Origin of the sequence: Mycobacterium shottsii (assembly GCF_010728525.1) — a bacterium.
Lineage (GTDB): Bacteria > Actinomycetota > Actinomycetes > Mycobacteriales > Mycobacteriaceae > Mycobacterium > Mycobacterium marinum.
In genome coordinates this window covers 2,643,973-2,659,873 of record NZ_AP022572.1, presented here as the reverse complement: position 1 = coordinate 2,659,873, position 15,901 = coordinate 2,643,973, and the positions used below count along the sequence as shown (strand labels likewise).

The 15,901-nt window shown below is 66.6% G+C and carries 10 protein-coding genes and 2 pseudogenes; 10 read left to right on the top strand and 2 right to left on the bottom strand.

Annotation, left to right across the window (positions count from 1 at the left end; genetic code table 11):
- Positions 1 to 6: 6 nt before the first annotated feature.
- On the bottom strand, positions 7 to 624 hold the full coding sequence (locus tag G6N41_RS12440; protein WP_020731908.1) for a DUF7158 domain-containing protein: 618 nt from the start codon (positions 622 to 624) through the stop codon (positions 7 to 9).
- Positions 621 to 4,814, bottom strand: coding sequence for a glycoside hydrolase family 38 N-terminal domain-containing protein (locus tag G6N41_RS12435; protein WP_198967509.1), 4,194 nt, complete (start codon positions 4,812 to 4,814; stop codon positions 621 to 623). The genes G6N41_RS12440 and G6N41_RS12435 overlap by 4 nt, the downstream gene beginning before the upstream one ends.
- A gap of 137 nt (positions 4,815 to 4,951) precedes the next feature.
- On the opposite strand from G6N41_RS12435, the gene G6N41_RS12430 reads away from it, so the two are divergent.
- From G6N41_RS12430 to G6N41_RS12385, 10 genes and pseudogenes are all read left to right on the top strand, one after another.
- A complete protein-coding gene (locus G6N41_RS12430) occupies positions 4,952 to 6,352 on the top strand; it encodes an amidase (protein ID WP_231608947.1) in 1,401 nt (466 codons plus the stop codon).
- A gap of 50 nt (positions 6,353 to 6,402) precedes the next feature.
- Positions 6,403 to 7,332: an alpha/beta fold hydrolase gene (locus tag G6N41_RS12425; RefSeq protein ID WP_198967507.1), complete on the top strand. Its 930-nt coding sequence runs from the start codon at positions 6,403 to 6,405 to the stop codon at positions 7,330 to 7,332.
- 119 nt (positions 7,333 to 7,451) lie between these two features.
- On the top strand, positions 7,452 to 8,837 hold the full coding sequence (locus G6N41_RS12420; RefSeq protein WP_198967506.1) for an ABC1 kinase family protein: 1,386 nt from the start codon (positions 7,452 to 7,454) through the stop codon (positions 8,835 to 8,837).
- A 105-nt stretch (positions 8,838 to 8,942) separates the two neighbouring features.
- Positions 8,943 to 9,795: pseudogene (locus G6N41_RS12415) on the top strand (alpha/beta fold hydrolase).
- A gap of 96 nt (positions 9,796 to 9,891) precedes the next feature.
- Positions 9,892 to 10,752 carry a mycolic acid methyltransferase MmaA1 gene (gene mmaA1 / locus G6N41_RS12410; RefSeq protein WP_198967505.1) on the top strand — a complete coding sequence of 287 codons (861 nt, stop codon included), beginning with the start codon at positions 9,892 to 9,894 and terminating at the stop codon, positions 10,750 to 10,752.
- A gap of 148 nt (positions 10,753 to 10,900) precedes the next feature.
- Positions 10,901 to 11,767 carry a cyclopropane mycolic acid synthase MmaA2 gene (mmaA2, locus tag G6N41_RS12405; protein ID WP_198967504.1) on the top strand — a complete coding sequence of 289 codons (867 nt, stop codon included), beginning with the start codon at positions 10,901 to 10,903 and terminating at the stop codon, positions 11,765 to 11,767.
- A 132-nt stretch (positions 11,768 to 11,899) separates the two neighbouring features.
- Positions 11,900 to 12,781 carry a methoxy mycolic acid synthase MmaA3 gene (mmaA3, locus tag G6N41_RS12400; RefSeq protein WP_038578887.1) on the top strand — a complete coding sequence of 294 codons (882 nt, stop codon included), beginning with the start codon at positions 11,900 to 11,902 and terminating at the stop codon, positions 12,779 to 12,781.
- A gap of 143 nt (positions 12,782 to 12,924) precedes the next feature.
- Positions 12,925 to 13,824: a hydroxymycolate synthase MmaA4 gene (gene mmaA4 / locus G6N41_RS12395; RefSeq protein WP_198967503.1), complete on the top strand. Its 900-nt coding sequence runs from the start codon at positions 12,925 to 12,927 to the stop codon at positions 13,822 to 13,824.
- Between the two features lie 104 nt (positions 13,825 to 13,928).
- A pseudogene (locus G6N41_RS12390) lies at positions 13,929 to 14,626 on the top strand (YciI family protein).
- A gap of 15 nt (positions 14,627 to 14,641) precedes the next feature.
- Positions 14,642 to 15,868 carry an RNA polymerase sigma factor gene (locus G6N41_RS12385; protein ID WP_198967502.1) on the top strand — a complete coding sequence of 409 codons (1,227 nt, stop codon included), beginning with the start codon at positions 14,642 to 14,644 and terminating at the stop codon, positions 15,866 to 15,868.
- Positions 15,869 to 15,901 lie beyond the last annotated feature (33 nt).

The window sequence follows — 15,901 nt, the reverse complement described above, 5'->3', positions numbered from 1 at the left end:
GAGCGCTCAGTGCCGGTGGGTGTTGTCGGGTTGGCGCGGATCGCCGGGATGCTCATAACCCGGGGCCAGTTGGACCAGCGCGGCACGGCGCCCGTCCAGCCACACCCGGAACGCGCGTCGGCGCGCTGCCCCCAACAGGTGCTCGGTGATCGCGTCGCGCACCCGCTCCAACGGCGGGGCGGCCACCGGCGGGACATGCCAGCCGTGCCGCCCCGGCACCGGAGCCGCAAACCGCAGCGGGTTGCGGGCGTGGTAGGCGGCCACCTCGTCGTCACCGACCCGGACGTCCGCCGTGACCTCGGCGAACAGCGCCCGCACCCGCGGATCGGCAAGCACCGCAGCGGCCACACTGCCGATCTCCAGGCGCGCGGTGACATCGGGCAGCAGTTCGGCCTCCGACGGCGCCGGATGCCCGGTGATGCCGCGCGCTGTGGCTTCGTCGGCAAGCACCCGCTCGGTCGCGATCAATTGCGCTAGCCAGCGCCGCAGCTGCCGCCCCTCGCTGGTGCCGCTGACCGGCAGCGCGGCCGCCCGCGGGCCGTTGCGCAGCCGCGCTTCGCGCACGTCGACCTCACCGACGGCAATGGGTGCGCCCGCGACGGTCGCGACCAGGGAACCGGTCATGTCACCGTCACCCGTACCGCTGGGGAGTAGACCAGTCGGCCGGCGCAGCCGACCCGCACCAGCGCCCACCACTGTCCCGGGGCCAGCCAGCCCGGCGGGGCCACATCGAAGACGAGTTCGGCGCTGCCGCAAGCAGGCAGCACGGCCCCGGCCGCGGCCGGGGCCATCCACTCCCAGGTACCCCAGGGGCTGATGAGGTGCGCCTCGAGCGTCAGGTCGGTTTGGGCGCGGCTGCCGACGGTCACCGAAAGCCGGGCCGAACTTCCGGCGGCCAGGTCCAGGTCGACAGGTTCCTCGGCGAGATAGACGAGCTGGCTGAGATCGGTCCCGACGGCCACCACACAGACATCCTCGACCATCTGCCGCCACGCCGCCGGGACTTCCGGCTCGGTAATGCTCAACTGGGCGCGCACCGGATACAGCCCGGGTCCGGCGGTAGCCGGAATCCTCACCATGACGTTGGTCTCCACATACTCACCGGCGCCCAAGTCGAACGGCAACCGGTGGGGTGCGACCGACCAGCCGTCGGGAAACCGCAGCTCGACCAGGCCACGCAGCGAGGAATCGGCGCAGTCGCTGGCGGTGGTCAAACGCAACGTCACCTGGCTTCCCGGCTCGGCCGTCACCTGCTCGGGGTGCAGGTAGGCGACGGCGGGTAGCCCGCCCAGTGGTGCGGGGCCCCGATTGTGCAGCCAATACCGCGCGTAGAGCGGTTGGGCCGCCTCGTGCTGCGGCGCAAGCGCGTCAGAACACGACAGCACCCCGCGCATCTCGAGCCGGGCCAGCGTGGTGGCGACATGAAAGCCATGCAGATTGACCCCCGGGGTAGCTCGCTGCGGATGCTCGAGCAGGTCAGCCATCCGAAGCTCGCTCAGCTCGCCCAATTCGCAGCGCAGCGTCACCGGCGCCGCCGCCCCGTTGGTTTCCACCAGACGCAGCGTCACCGCGGCGGGGTCGACGGACCGGGCACTGCCGGCGGTCAGCGGGTTACCCGCCGCCTTGAGCGCGCCCAGCTGCACCGATCCGGCCGGCTCGATCTCTAGCAGCGATCCGACCTGCGCCAGCTTGCCCGCGCGGTGGCGCGCAGTCACGGCCAGCAATGGTTGGGAGAATTCAGCGCTGCGGGCCGGGATGTCGGCGCGCCGCCAATCGCCGTCGGCGCAGACCAGGGCGTAGTCGAAATCGTGGGTCCAGTGTTGCAGCTGGAAGTTGGAGCCGTCGGGCGCGGTGCGGCGGGGCTCGTCGATCCAGACCCCGGACGGCCAGCCGGTGCAGGACCGCATCAGCGCGGTATGCAGGGTGCCCTCGGCGTCGACGGCAAAGCTGGGCATTCCGCGGTTGAACAACGCGATCGTGCGGGCCTCGAACGGTTCCATGTCTGCCGGCGCCTGCTGCCGGACGGAGATCTCGGCGTCGGCCAGATCGTCGACCAGCGCGGCGATCGCCGCGGCGAGATCCGTGTCGTCGCGACCGTCGATCACCAGCACCGGCAGCGCGCGCGGCGCGCGCAGGTCCGCCCCGGGCACCCAGACCGACGCCAACGAGGTCGCGGCCGGCACCCACACCCGGGCCCGCCCGCCGCTGGCCAACTGGCGCTCCAATTCGGCCGTGTAGACCGGATCCGCGTCCGCCAGCACGGCCTTGGTGAACACGTTGCGCGCGGGCCCGCCCAGCGCGATCCGGACGTCGGGCAAATTGGAGTCCACGTCGAGGTTTCCGTAGCGCGGTTTGTCGGCGCCACTGCAGGTGGCCGTCACACCGGCGCGCACCAGCGCGACCATCAGCTCGCGCGCCAGCGGGCCCGATGTCGCCTCCGAGGGGGACACTACCTCGGCGACCGATACCGCGCGCACCGCGTCGCTGCCGGCGCGGACCCGCACCGCCGAGGACAATCCGAACCAGCCGTAGGCCGGGTTGTCCAATGTCCACAGGTGTTGAGCCGTGTCCACCGACCGAGCTCCCGATTCACCGGCCGGGTGCAGCAGCGCGAAACCTCGCCCGACGACGGCATCGCCCACCTCGCTGACCGCCATCGCACCCGGCACCGGGCAGGGCCACCGCAAGCGCACCAGCTGGTCGTTGCCGCCGAAGTCATCGATGGTGGTGCGGCAGTCCACCCGCGCCACGCCCCGCCACAAGGTCAGGGTCTGGGTATAACGCAGCAGCGTGCCGATCCGGCCTCGCACCACCAGCCGCTGCCCAAGCGGGCAGCGGTAGCCGCGCACTTCGGCGGCCGATTCCGACGAGCACACCACCGGCCCGTTGGGCAGCAGATGCCACGGGCCCTCGCCCTGCGTCGGGTGCGATGGATATTCCTGGTAAACCGCAAGCTCGTTGCCCACCCGCCCGTCCGCGATGAGCTGGCGGTGGTCCCGCACCAGCGATTCCACGCCGCCACCGCGCTCGGGATCCACGCGCAGGCGGTAGTGCTCGTTGGCGATCTCGGTCCCGGTTACCGGTTCCCAGCCTGTAGCCGCGTCGGTCGGGATCAACTGGTAGGTCTTCCAACCCAGCGAAGGGACATCGCTGGCCAGCCAGCTGACGGTCCGCCCGTGGGCACCGACGTGCGCCGGGGTGTGTGCACCGTCGGGTCCGCGCACCGCCACGCCGGCGCCCAACGGCCGCTGCAGCTCAATCGTGACGATGTCGGTGCGCCGCCGGGTCAACGGGTTCCACACCACGACCGCCTCCCCCAGACCCGCCACCGCGCGCGAGAGCAGCTGCAGCGAGTTGTCCCGGACGGTGCGGCCGATCTCCCACGCGTCGCGCCATCCGTTGACTAGATCCAGATAGACCTGGTCGGACTCGGAGCCGGTGATGGCGTCGTGATGTGCCCCGTAGGCCAGTTGCACCCACGCTTTGGCCAACGCCGCCTGCGGATACGGGGCACCGCAGAGGACCCCGGCAAACACGGCGAAGCGCTCGGCCTGCAGGACCGCGTTCTCGGCGGCCCGGTTGGCTTGTTTGGTGTCGATGTAGGACACGTCTTTGCCCGTATAGATCGGGTTCATGTCGCGCGTCTGCGGCGACGCGACCGCACCACGGTCGGCCAGTTCGGCACGCACCGCGGCAAAAAACTCCCTCGGCAGGCCGCAGACAAATCGCGGCCAGGTGTAGCGGGCGGCCCAGTCGCGGTGGATCTCGCTAACCCACTTGTTCGGCGGGGTGTAGTCGGTTCCGACCGGCAGCAGCACGTTACGGGTCAAGGCGACCCTTTTCAGCTCGTCGAAAAGCGCATAGGTGGCCGCCGTCGCCTCACCCAGCGAGCTCGACGAGTCCATCCACCAGCCCGCCGAATAATGCGCCGGCATGTAGTGGGTGAGCAGGCCCCGACCCGATGGCGAAATCCACTCGAACTCGCTGCAAAACTTCATCCGCTCGACACCCTCGCCCCGGCCGCCCTGCGCGGGACCCCATTGGTGGTGCGGTCCACGCGCCCACGAGCTCGACGTCAAGCCGGCGTCGGCGGCCATCCCCGGGAACTGTGGGTCGTGGCCGAACACGTCGAGCTGCCACGCGGTGGCCGGGTCGGCGCCCAGCACGTCACGCTGAAAACCGATGCCGTGCACCAAATTACGAATGGTCGTCTCTGGGCTGGTGAGATTTGTGTTGGGTTCGTTATAGGTTCCGCCCATCACTTCCACCCGGCCCTGCGCCAGAAACCGGCGCAGGTAGGCACGGTCCTGCGGATGGGTGTCCCAGTAGGGCTTGAGGTAGTCGACTTCGGCCAGCACGAACTTGTAGTCGGGATCGCGGCGCGCCATCTCGAGATGGGCGTGCACCAGCTCGAACCCATTGGTCTGACGGGCGCGCCCGGGAGGTTCTTCGTGCCACTGGCTGGTGTAGGCCCCCTGGGTGTTCCACCGCACCGGGTCGTAGTGGAAGTGGCTGACCATGAACATCGTCCAGCCCGGCTCGGCCACGGTGAACGTGAATGTGCAGGCTGGGCCGGCGGGATCCGCCCAGACCCGCGCATCCCGCCGTTGTCCCACGACGGGGTCCTCGAGCACAACCGACACCTCGAGGATTTCGGCCCCCACCGCGGCGAGGGCCTGTCCGCTCAGGCCGGCACCGTCGACACGGATTGATGTCGGCTCGGTGCACTCGGCGATCGTGACGCGGACCAGCTGCAGTGGGGCATCCGGCGGGCCCACGAAAAGTTCGGTCGATTCCGCCGAAACCACCTGCATGACCGCACCCTACGGCGCCGTGGCGACTCGACAAAGCTATTTGGCAACCCTTTGGCGGCCCTTGAGCGGCCCTTTGGCACAGCATGTCGGCCGTCGAATGCTGCCCGTGTTCGCTACGTTGATCAACCGTGGCGGATGTGAGCGACATCGATCCGTGCTACGCAACGATCTCTGAGCTTTCGCATGCCTTCGCGACTCGGGCGCTCTCTCCGGTGGAGGTCACCAGAGCGCACCTGCAACGCATCGACCGGCTCAATCCCGTGCTGCACCCATATATGACGGTGCTGGCCGACAGCGCACTCGATGAGGCGAGACAAGCCGAGGAACAGATCGCACGCGGCAACCACCGCGGCCGGCTGCATGGTGTTCCGATTGCCGTGAAGGATCTCTGTTTTACCCAGGGGATCCCAACCACCGCGGGCATGGCGATCCATCGGGATTTCAGACCCAGCTACGACGCAACGGTGGTTTCCCGTTTGCGGCGGGCCGGAGCGGTGCTGCTGGGGAAGCTGCATTTGTGCGAGGCCGCCGGCGCCGAGTACCACCCGGATTTCCCGGCGGTGGTGAACCCGTGGAGCGCCGAGCGCTGGGCCGGAGCGTCGTCCAGCGGCTCGGCCGTGGCCACCGTCACCGGGTTGTGCACGGCCAGCCTCGGCAGCGACACCGGCGGGTCGATTCGCAATCCGTGCACGATGACCGGAGCCACCGGCCTCAAGCCGACCTGGGGACGCGTCAGCGTCCACGGTGTGTTCGCGATGGCGCCGTCACTGGACACCATCGGACCGATGGCGCGAAACGCCGAGGACACCGGCCATTTGTTGCGGGCGATCGCCGGTGCCGACCCGCAGGATCCAACCGCCGCCAGAGTTGGGGTGCCCGAGTACGTGACGGGTTCACCCGAGGTTCGCACCGTGCGGATCGGGTTCGATCCGGAGTACGCGCTCGGCGGGGTCGAGCCCGATGTGGCGCGGGTCCTCCGCACCGCGCTGCGCGTGCTGGCGGACCTCGGCGCGGACATTCGCGAGGTGTCGCTGCCGTCGACCGCGGCGCTGGCGGCCGGGTGGGGGGCCTATGTGGGAGCCCAAATCGCCGTCGTGCACGAACGGACCTATCCGTCCCGATCCGCGGAGTACGGCCCATTCGCAAGCCAGCTCCTGGACGCCGGTCACGCGGTGTCCGGCATGGAGATCGCCCGCATCCAGCGCGAGCGAAACCTGTTCGCCGGGAGACTGGCGACGCTGTTCGAGGATGTCGACTTGCTCGTCGCGCCCGTCTTGCCGCTGGCGAACCTGACCCTCGATCGGTTCAGGGAGCTGTTGTTCAATCCCGAGACTATGCCGGACTTGCTGCGCTTCACCGGACCGTTCAACTTCTCCGGCAGCCCGACGATCACCCTGCCGGGCGGCTTCGATTCCCACGGCGGACCGATCGGTTTCCAATTCGTGGCTCGACACTTCGATGAACCGCTGCTGATCCGGGCCGGGCGAGCCTTTCAAAGCGCCACCGACTGGCATCTTCGCCGCCCACCCGTGCAATGAGCCTCGTGCCGCCGCGACGCGGGCGTCGCGGCGGTGGGTAGAAATGAGGCGTGCGCACCAGCAGCGGCGTTGCGCGCCGCGAGACGACTACCGGCGACGTCGAACTGTTCTACGAAGAACTGGGCGACCCGAGCGGTCAGCCGGTGCTGCTCATCATGGGTTTGGGCGCCCAGCTGCCGATGTGGCCGGACGAATTCTGCGCCCGCCTCGTCGCGGCCGGTTACCGCGTCATCCGATTCGATCATCGCGACACCGGCCTGTCGGCCAAGATGCGCGGGATGCGCGCATCGGGCTCGGTCTACCGGCGGATAGGGCGCTACCTGCTGGGCCGGCCCAGCCCGGTTCCCTACACCCTGCTCGACATGACCGAGGACGTTGCGGCCCTGCTGGACCACTTGTCCATCGCCCGGGCACACGTGGTGGGGGCGTCACTGGGCGGCATGATCGCCCAGATCCTGGCCGCCGATCAGCCTCAGCGAGTGGCGTCGTTGGGAATCATCATGTCGACCACCGGAAAGGCGTTCTCGGCGCCACCGGCGTGGCGGGTCATCAAGCTGGCGTTCGGCCAGCCGGGCCCGAACGCGTCTGCCGAAGAGAAGCTGGCTTTCGAGTTGCGTAACGTCGCCGTGTTCAACGGGCCCAACTTTTTGCCGCCTCAAAGCGACCTGCGCCAGCGCGTGCGGCTACTCGCCAACCGCTGCGACTACCCGCCAGGCATACTGCGCCAGTTTGATGCCGTGCTGGGCACCGGCAGCCTGCTCGGGTACAGCAAGGCGATCACTGCACCGACGGTGGTGCTGCATGGTTCGGCAGACCCGATGGTGCGGCTGCGCAACGGGCGGGCGGTCGCCGCGGCGATCCCGGACGCACGCTTCGTCGTGGTCGACGGAATGGGCCATGATCTCCCCCATCCGGTATGGCGCCCAATATTGGAAACCCTTACCGAAAACTTCTCGCGAGCCGTGCCGCCGCACGTGTAATGATTGCGAAATACCGGGCGGATTTTCGCAATGGAGGCACGCTCGGTGAGCATTACCCAACGCGTGAATGGACTCACAACAATTGTGACTTGACACTGTCGATTTGGCACACTGCTCAAATGACTACTACCAAACACCGTGAGGTGGCCAAGCTGGACCGGGTGCCGTTGCCGGTCGAAGCGGCCCGGGTAGCCGTCACTGGTTGGCAGGTCACCCGCACCGCGGCTCGCTTCGTCACGAAGCTGCCGGGCAAGGGATCCGCCTCGTCCTGGCAGCAGAAGATCATCAAGGAGATCCCGCAGACGTTCGCCGACCTGGGCCCGACCTACGTCAAGTTCGGTCAGATCATCGCGTCCAGCCCGGGAGCGTTCGGGGAGTCACTGTCGCGGGAATTCCGCGGACTGCTGGACCGGGTGCCACCGGCCGATACCGACCAGGTGCACAAGCTGTTCGTCGAGGAGCTCGGCGCCGAACCGGCCGAACTGTTCGCCGCTTTCGAAGAAGAGCCCTTCGCGTCGGCCTCCATCGCGCAGGTCCACTACGCGACGCTCAAGACCGGCGAGAAGGTGGTGGTCAAGATCCAGCGCCCGGGCATCCGCCGCCGGGTGGCCGCCGATCTGCAAATCCTGCAGCGCTTTGCTCAGGCCGTCGAACTGGCGAAATTGGGCCGTCGGCTCTCGGCTCAGGATGTTGTCGCCGACTTCTCCGACAACCTCGCCGAGGAGCTGGATTTTCGTCTCGAGGCGCAGTCGATGGATGCCTGGGTCGCACACCTGCACGCGTCCCCGCTGAGCCGCAACATCCGGGTGCCACAGGTGCACTGGAACTTCACCAGCGAACGGGTACTGACGATGGAGCGGGTGCACGGCATCCGCATCGACAATGTCGCCGCCATCCGCAAGGCCGGCTTCGACGGCACCGAGTTGGTCAAAGCGCTGCTGTTCAGCGTGTTCGAGGGCGGGCTGCGACACGGCCTGTTCCACGGCGACCTGCACGCGGGCAACCTCTACGTGGACGAGGAAGGCCGCATCGTCTTCTTCGATTTCGGCATCATGGGCCGCATCGATCCGCGCACCCGATGGCTGCTGCGTGAGCTGGTGTACGCGCTGCTGGTGAAGAAGGACCACGCCGCGGCCGGCAAGATCGTGGTGCTGATGGGCGCCGTCGGGACGATGAAGCCCGAGGCGCAGGCCGCCAAGGATCTGGAGAAATTCGCCACGCCGCTGACGATGCAGTCGCTGGGAGACATGTCCTACGCCGACATCGGTCGTCAGCTCTCGGTGCTGGCCGACGCCTACGACGTCAAGCTGCCTCGCGAGCTGGTGCTGATCGGCAAGCAGTTCCTCTACGTCGAGCGGTACATGAAGCTGCTGGCTCCGAAGTGGCAGATGATGTCCGATCCGCAGCTGACCGGTTACTTCGCCAATTTCATGGTCGAGGTGAGCCGCGAGCATCAGGGCGGCTCCAGCGACGCCAGCGGCGATGCCAGCGACGTCGAGGCGTAGCGAATCGCGATGCAGATCCGCACCGGCTATGCCCAATCAGGGGTCGGATCGGGGGCCACGTCCGAGCGGCGCCCCGCCGGTGATCCGAAGCTGTACTACGAGGACATGGGCGACATCAACGCACCGCCCGTCCTGCTGATCATGGGCCTCGGCGCCCAGCTGTTGCTGTGGCGCACCGGGTTTTGCCAGAAGCTGGTCGACCAGGGCCTGCGTGTCATCCGCTACGACAACCGCGATGTCGGCCTGTCCACCAAGATGGAGCAGCCCGGCGCCAGGCAACCCCTGATGCCGCAGTTGATCCGGTCCTGGCTGGGCCGGCGCAGCCAAACGCCGTACACGCCGGAAGACATGGCCGAGGATGCGGCGGCGCTGCTGGACCACCTCGACATCGAGGGGGCCCAAATTGTCGGGGCCTCGATGGGCGGCATGATCGCCCAGATCTTCGCCGCGCGATTTGCCGAGCGGACCAACTCGCTGGCGGTCATCTTCTCCAGCAACAATCGCCCGTTTCTGCCGCCGCCGGCACCCCGGGCCTTGCTCGCGGTGCTCAAGGGCCCGCCCCCGGGCTCGCCGCGCGACGTGATCATCGACAACGTCGTGCGGGTCACCAGGATCACCGGCAGTCCGGGTTACCAACCGACCGAGGAGTGGATTCGCGCTGACGCCGCGGAGAACTACGACCGCAGCTACTACCCGTGGGGCATCCCCCGACAGTTCAGCGCGGTCCTGGGCAGTGGCAGCCTGTTGGGCTACAACCGCCGGACCGTGGCACCCACCGTGGTGATCCACGGACGCGCCGACAAGCTGATGCGCCCCTTCGGCGGGCGGGCGGGCGGTCGCCAAAGCCATCAACGGCGCCCGGATGGTGGAATTCGACGGGATGGGCCATGACCTGCCACGGCAACTGTGGGACCAGGTGATCGGCGTCCTCACGAGCAACTTCGAGCAGGCCAAATAGCCCGTAATAGGGCGCCCGGTATCTGATAGGGCTTTCTCGCGACCGGTTTCGGTGATTGCCGCCGAGCGGTACCGTTGGCGCAGGAGGTTGCGCCAAATGGCCGAACTGAAACCGTATTTTGAAGACTCCCAAGCGACATACGACATTTCAGACGAATTCTTCGGCCTGTTCTTGGACCCCACCTGGGTATATACCTGCGCCTACTTCGAGCGCGACGACATGACCCTCGAAGAAGCTCAATTGGCGAAACTCGATTTGGCGTTGGACAAGCTGCACCTCGAGCCCGGGATGACCCTGCTCGACGTCGGCTGCGGCTGGGGCGGTGCGCTGGTCCGGGCGGTCGAGAAATATGACGTCAACGTCATCGGTCTTACCCTCAGCCGCAACCACTGCCAGCGCAGCCAGGACCGGCTGGCCGCGCTGGGCACGCACCGGCGGGCCGAGGCGCGGCTGCACGGCTGGGAAGAGTTCGACGAGAAGGTGGACCGGATCGTCTCATTCGAGGCGTTCGATGCCTTCCGAAAAGAACGCTATGGCGCATTTTTCCAGCGCTCCTACGACATTCTCCCCGCCGGCGGCAGCCTGCTGTTGCACAGCCTGTTCACCTACGACCGCAGGTGGCTACACGAACAGGGCATAGCCCTGACCATGAGCGATCTGCGGTTCCTCAAGTTCCTCCGGGAGTCGATCTTCCCGGGCGGCGAGGTGCCGTCCGAATCCGACATCGTCGACAATGCCCAGGCCACCGGTTTCGCCGTCGAACAGATCCAACTCATGCAGCAGCACTATGCGCACACTCTGGACATCTGGGCCGCCAACCTGGCCGCCACCCGCGATCGGGCCATCGCCGTGCAGTCCGAACAGGTCTATGACAACTTCATGCACTACCTCACCGGATGCGCCGAGCGATTCCGTCGCGGCCTCGTCAACGTGGGCCAGTTCACCCTGACGAAATAGCGGCGAAGGAGGCGCTTAGCACACTGGTTCGCGGTTTCGTGTGTCACCCCCGAATCGGATAACATGCCCCCAGAACGTTAGGGGGGACATTTCCGGTGCCAATGCGCGCACCGCAGGGTCGGTTTCGCCCCGGAAAGGCATCAGGGTCATGGCCAAAGAGCTAAAGCCGCATTTCGATGACGTACAGGCGCATTACGACCTATCCGACGATTTCTTCCGGCTTTTTCTGGACCCCACCCAGACCTACAGCTGCGCCTACTTCGAGCGCGACGACATGACGCTGGAAGAGGCGCAGATCGCCAAGATCGACCTGGCGCTGGGCAAGCTGGGTTTGGAGCCCGGCATGACACTGCTGGACGTCGGCTGCGGCTGGGGCGCCACCATGCGCCGCGCGATCGAGAAATACGACGTCAACGTCGTCGGCCTGACCCTGTCCAAGAACCAGGCCGCCCACGTGCAGAAATCGTTCGACCAGCTGGACACCGCACGCACCCGGCGGGTGCTACTGGAGGGCTGGGAGCAGTTCGACGAGCCCGTCGACCGCATCGTCTCGATCGGCGCGTTCGAACACTTCGGTCACGACCGCTACGACGACTTCTTTACCCTGGCCCACAACATCCTGCCCAGCGACGGGGTGATGCTGCTGCACACGATCACGGGGCTGACCTTCCAGCAAGCCACCGACCGCGGCATGCCATTGACGTTCGAGATAGCCCGGTTCATCAAGTTCATCGTGACCGAGATCTTCCCGGGCGGGCGGTTGCCGTCGATCGAGAAGGTGGCCGACCACTCGTCGAAGGCGGGCTTCACGCTGACCCGCCGCCAGTCGCTGCAGCCGCACTACGCCAGGACCCTGGATCTGTGGGCCCAAGCCCTGCAAGCCCACCGGGACGAGGCCATCGAGGTTCAGTCCGAAGAAGTCTATGAGCGCTACATGAAATACCTGACCGACTGCGCCGACGGCTTCCGCGTCGGTTACATCGACGTCAACCAGTTCACCCTGGAGAAGTCGTGAATCGTCGCGGTCCGATTCGGATCGACGCGGACCAGCGGGAACGCCGTCAGATGCATAGGAAACGCGTCGCCGCGTGTAGGGTGCCGAGGAATGGCCACCTCGTGAGGGTCTCGGTCCCGATCGGGAGGACAAATGTCTGGTAAAGCAGTAGCCGCTTCGCGTAAGCGGTCCAATCTCGACGATGTTCAGGCTCATTACGACCTGTCCAACGAGTTTTTTGCGCTGTTCGTGGACCCCACCAGGACCTACAGCTGCGCCTACTTCCCGCGCGAGGGCATGACCTTGCAGGAAGCACAGATCGCCAAGATCGATCTGACGCTGGACAAGCTGGGACTGAAGCCCGGGATGACGTTGCTCGACATCGGTTGCGGCTGGGGTTCGGTGCTCAAGCGGGCCGTCGAGAAGTACGACGTCAACGTCGTCGGGCTGACCCTGTCCAAGAACCAGCACGCGTACTGCCAGCAGGTACTCGACGAGGTCGACACCAATCGCTCCCACCGGGTCCTGCTGCGCGACTGGGCGGAATTCGATGAGCCGGTTGACCGCATCGTCACCATCGAAGCGTTGGAGCACTTCGGCTTCCACCGCTACGACGACTTCTTCAAGTTCAGCTACCAGGCCCTGCCCGCCGACGGTGTGATGCTGCTGCACGCGATCACCGGGTTGCACCCCAAGCAGGTCATGGAGCGCGGCATCCCGTTGACCATGGAGATGGCCAAGTTCATCCGGTTCATCGTGACCGACATCTTCCCGGGTGGACGGTTGCCGATGATCGAGACCGTCGAGGAACACGCGGACAAGGTGGGATTCAAGGTGACCCGCCGGCAGTCGCTGCAACTCGACTTCGCCAAGACACTGGACTTCTGGTCCGAAGCCTTGGAGGCGCGCAGGGACGAAGCGATCAAGATCCAGTCAGAAGAGGTCTACGAGAGGTACATGAAGTACCTGACCGGCTGCGCCCGCGCATTCCGGATCGGCTACATCGACTGCAACCAGTTCACTCTGGCCAAGTAGACTTTCCTGCCACAGTAAGGGGTACGGGCGCGGGCTAACCTTCCGCGCCGCCAGTTAATGCGAGAATCCCGTACGGGCGCATAGTCAGGGCGAGGCTTCGCGGGTGCGTCGGAGCTGCGAAACATCAGGAGAACAGGACGACAATGGCTGAAAATCCGCCGACACCAACGAAGACGCGGACGCGCTCGGAAGACATCCAGGCGCACTACGACGTCTCCGATGATTTCTTCGCCCTGTTCCAGGACCCCACCCGGATCTACAGCTGCGCCTACTTCGAGCCGCCGGAGCTCAACCTCGAAGAAGCCCAGTACGCCAAGATCGACCTCAACCTTGACAAGCTGGACCTCAAGCCGGGCATGACCCTGCTGGACATCGGCTGCGGCTGGGGCACCACCATGAAGCGCGCGGTCGAGCGGTTCGATGTCAACGTGATCGGCCTGACGCTGTCCAAGAATCAGCACGCCCGCTGCGAGAGTGTGCTGGGCGAGATCGACACCAACCGCTCACGGCAGGTGCGGCTGCACGGCTGGGAAGACTTCAACGAGCCAGTCGACCGTATCGTCTCGATCGAGGCCTTCGAGCACTTCGGCCACGAGAACTACGACGACTTCTTCAAACGATGCTTCGACATCATGCCCGAGGAAGGCCGGATGACCGTCCAGAGCAGCGTCAGCTACCACCCCTTCGAGATGGCCGCCCGCGGCAAGAAGCTGACCTTCGAGACGGCGCGCTTCATCAAGTTCATCGTGACCGAGATCTTTCCGGGCGGTCGGTTGCCGTCGACGGGGATGATGGTCGAACACGGCGAGAAGGCCGGTTTCATCGTCCCCGAGCCGCTTTCGCTGCGCCCCCACTACATCAAGACGCTGCGGATCTGGGGCGACAACCTCGAGGCCAACAAGGAAAGGGCCATCGAGGTCACCTCCGAAGAGGTTTACAACCGCTACATCAAGTATCTGCGCGGCTGCGAACACTACTTCACCGACGAGATGCTGGACTGCAGCCTGGTGACCTACCTCAAACCGGGTGCGGTTAGCGCCTAATTTCTGCGTACCCGGGCGCGGGTGTCGGATTGCCGCCACCTTGTTCGTCAAAAGGGTAGAGAGTGAGACAACGGGTTTCGCTCGCTATCCGGAGGTGACCGCAAATGCACTACTTCGCCTTGTTGATCAGCAAGGAGCGCGACCGCACGCCCAGCGAGGGGGCGGCCGAGATGGCGGCCTACGAAGCGTTCCATGTCCAGGCCGCCTCGGCGATCCGCGGCGGCGACGCACTACTGCCCGCCGCTGATGCCGCGCAGATCACCGGGGCCCGAATGCGCCGGTCATTACCGACGGCCCGTTCGCCGAAGGCGCCGAGGTCGCGGGCGGATACTACGTATTCGAAGCCGAGAACCTCGATGAGGTACTCGAACTGGCCCGTGCTATCCCGGCCGCCAAGTACGGTGCGGTTGAGGTGTGGCCGATGGCCGGGCCGGGTCTGCCCACACAGCCACTGCAGGGCAGCAATTGGATTGCGCTGTTGCTCGAGCCGCCCGAGCGAGCGGTCGCGCCCGGCACCCCGGAGTGGGAGGCAATGGCCGCACAGCACCAGCAGTTCGGCGCGGCGGCCAGCGAGCACATCAAGGCCGGCGCCGGCCTGCATCCGCCGTCCACCGCGACCACGGTGCGGGTGCGCGATGGCCAGGTTCTCATCACCGACGGCCCGCATGTCGAAGGTGCCGAGGTCGCCAATGGCTACTACGTGCTCAGCGCCGCCGACCGGGACGAGGCCGTCAAGTTGGCCTCGATGATCCCCGCCTCGACCGTGCTGGTGCGAGAACTGGCCGGCGTTTCGGGCCTCTAGCCTCAGACGTCACGAATGGCCAACCTGGACGGCGTCTTCCGCCGGGAGTGGGGATCTGCCGTCGCCGCGCTGGCGCGGTGGTCCGGCGACCTCACCATCGCTGAGGACGCCGTCCAGGAAGCCTGTGCCGAGGCGCTGCGCGCCTGGCCCCGGGACGGCGTACCCGACAGTCCCGGCGGCTGGCTGGTCACGGTGGCGCGCAACCGCGCGCGAGACCGGCTCCGACGCGAATCCGCTCGTCCCGCGAAAGAATTGGCCTACGTCGTGAACGACATCGGTGCTATCCGGGCGCGAACCGAACACAGCGACCCACATCCGGTTCGCGACGATGAGCTGCTCATGATGTTCACCTGCGCGCACCCGGCACTGGACCGCCAATCGCAACTGGCACTGACGCTGCGGTTGGTGTCCGGGTTGACCGTCACCGAGATCGCCCGGGCACTATTGCAGACCGATGCGGCCATCGGTCAGCGCATCACCCGCGCCAAGAACAAGATCCGCCATGCCAACATCCCGCTGCGGGTGCCGCCCGCGGAACTGTTGCCCGAACGCACACCTCACGTACTGGGCTGCATCTACTCGGTGTTCACCGAGGGGTATTGGGCGACGGCAGGCCCGTCGGCGATTCGCGACGAGGTCTGCGATGAGGGGGTCCGGCTGACGCAAGAGCTGTGCGCGCTGATGCCGCAGGAGCCGGAGACGCATGCCCTGGCGGCGCTGGTGTTGCTGCATGATTCACGACGGGCGACGCGGGTGGACGAGGCCGGGGCCCTGGTGCCCCTCGACGAGCAAGACCGGTCCCGATGGGATCACGGCCGCATCGCCCGTGGACTGGACCGGCTGCGGTGGGCCAGCGGATCCAGGGGACCCTATCTACCGCAAGCGGTGATCGCCGCATTGCATGCGACCGCGCCGTCCTGGGAGCACACCGACTGGACCACCATCTGCGCGGCATATGACCGGCTGTTGCAGCTGACGGACTCGCCGGTGGTGCTAGCCAACCGCGCGCTGGCGGTGGGTTTCCGCGATGGTCCCGACGCCGGCCTGGCCGCGCTGGAAGAAGTGGCCCACGACCCGCGGCTGAGCCACTCGAACCTGGTTGCGTCGGCGCGGGCCGACCTGTTGCGACGCGCCGGACGAGGCGCCGAGGCGCTCCGGTGGTATCGAGTTGCGCTGGACTCCAACGGCTCCGAACCGAGCCGCGGGTTCCTGCAACGGCGCATCGCCGAATGTCAGGGGTAGACCTACCCGCCGAGCAGACACATAATCGCATCG

Coding starts and splice junctions, on each gene's coding strand:
- G6N41_RS12440 (WP_020731908.1), bottom strand. CDS start 624: ATGACCGGTTCCCTGGTCGCGACCGTCGCGGGCGCACCCATTGCCGTC.
- G6N41_RS12435 (WP_198967509.1), bottom strand. CDS start 4,814: ATGCAGGTGGTTTCGGCGGAATCGACCGAACTTTTCGTGGGCCCGCCG.
- G6N41_RS12420 (WP_198967506.1), top strand. CDS start 7,452: ATGACTACTACCAAACACCGTGAGGTGGCCAAGCTGGACCGGGTGCCG.
- mmaA1 (WP_198967505.1), top strand. CDS start 9,892: ATGGCCGAACTGAAACCGTATTTTGAAGACTCCCAAGCGACATACGAC.
- mmaA2 (WP_198967504.1), top strand. CDS start 10,901: ATGGCCAAAGAGCTAAAGCCGCATTTCGATGACGTACAGGCGCATTAC.
- mmaA3 (WP_038578887.1), top strand. CDS start 11,900: ATGTCTGGTAAAGCAGTAGCCGCTTCGCGTAAGCGGTCCAATCTCGAC.
- mmaA4 (WP_198967503.1), top strand. CDS start 12,925: ATGGCTGAAAATCCGCCGACACCAACGAAGACGCGGACGCGCTCGGAA.
- G6N41_RS12385 (WP_198967502.1), top strand. CDS start 14,642: ATGGCCAACCTGGACGGCGTCTTCCGCCGGGAGTGGGGATCTGCCGTC.